Below are 1,338 nucleotides of genomic sequence, written 5' to 3' on the forward strand. Positions count from 1 at the left end.
AGGCTTATAGGACAAAATGTGTGTCCGGCTAGTCCCAGTCCATCCGGTAGGGCTCCGAGTGATGAAGCTCCGACCAAACGATGGCATCGCCCCACCGGGGGATGGCCCCCTCGAGCTTGTTGCGCCCGTCCAGCCTCTCGTAGATGGCGGCGATCGAGCGGTCCGTCGGCATGACGCGCAGAATCTCGGCGGCAGGGAGCGGGTCCGGAGAGTGCATGTAGCACCACCAGAAGATCGCCTTGAGCCTCCTCTCGATCGAAAGGCCCCTGTGGTCGCGCAGCATGGACCTGAGCCGCGCGTTGACGCCGCCCTCGATGCGGTTGTTCGTAGAGGGCAGCGGGCCGCCCGCGATGAGCCCTGGATCCAGGTAGGTGAAGAGGGTCCCGGCGTTCACGAGCCTGACCAGCGAGCGCCTGGCCTTCACGAGCCTCTCGTGCGTGAGCGCCACCCTGCCGTCCTCGCCCCTGGTCGTCTCCGCCAGGAACTCGTCCCAGCGCTCCGACCATGCCAGCAGCGCCTCGACCCACCCGTCGGCCTCCTTGAGGGTCGCGACTGAGAGCAGCGCCTTGGCGAGCCCGTAGAGCTCGGCGCCCGCCTGCGTGCGCGGACGGGTCGTGGTGTACCTCCTCACCTGCGAGAAGGCGTGGAACGCGCAGCGCTGGTGGCGGGTGGCGGGCCACGTCCTCTTGAGCGCCTTGGCGAACCCGTCCCCGCCGTCGGAGACGACGACCTCGGGGGCCGCGATGCGCGACATTAGCGCCGACCAGGCGCGGCCGTTCTCGGTGCGGCACAGGTGCCAGCCGAGCACGTGCTCGTCGTCCGAGGCTATCAGCACGACGGCCTTGCGTCCCAGGTGGATCCCGTCCACGTAGACGACCCGGCGGGGCGCCTCCACCTTGGGCGGCATCGGCCAGACCTCCCAGAAGGCGGCGGTCTTCCTCCTGAAGGTCCTTCCGCCCCCGGGCATGTCGGCCTGCCTCCTGCGGCTCAGAAGCCAGCCCAGGAAGGCGTCGAGCGACTTGGCCGAGCTGTCTATCCTCCGGATCGAGCTCGCGCCGCAGGAGGTGCACCTCCAGCGCGTCCTGCCCGCGCTCGTCTTGCCGTTCCGCTTCATCTTCGCCCCGCAGAGGGGGCAGGACTTCGCCTTCATCGCCCAAGCCTGCCTTCACGACCAACTTTCTCGGTCGGTTCAGCATGGTCTAGCAGGACTTATGTGGCAAACCGGACACACATTTTGTCCAGGCGGGCAGTTGGGGCGGGGCAACTTTCCGAGGTTATTTATGCCGGTTGAGCTGGAAGAACACGGGCGTTACGGACACACATTTTGTCCTATAAGCC

The 1,338-nt window shown here is 66.9% G+C and carries 2 protein-coding genes; one reads left to right on the top strand and one right to left on the bottom strand.

Annotated features, from left to right (window positions below; genetic code table 11):
• Window positions 1–28: 28 nt before the first annotated feature.
• Window positions 29–1,114 carry an IS1249 family transposase gene (locus tag B5F89_RS09920; RefSeq protein ID WP_239286748.1) on the bottom strand — a complete coding sequence of 362 codons (1,086 nt, stop codon included), beginning with the start codon at window positions 1,112–1,114 and terminating at the stop codon, window positions 29–31.
• Here B5F89_RS09920 and B5F89_RS10260 point away from each other — a divergent pair.
• The coding region (locus tag B5F89_RS10260; protein WP_239286749.1) for a hypothetical protein at window positions 1,020–1,338 on the top strand (319 nt) is incomplete at its 3' end. The two genes, B5F89_RS09920 and B5F89_RS10260, sit on opposite strands and share 95 nt — an antisense overlap.

Origin of the sequence: Collinsella sp. An307, assembly GCF_002161805.1 — a bacterium.
GTDB lineage: Bacteria > Actinomycetota > Coriobacteriia > Coriobacteriales > Coriobacteriaceae > Coprousia.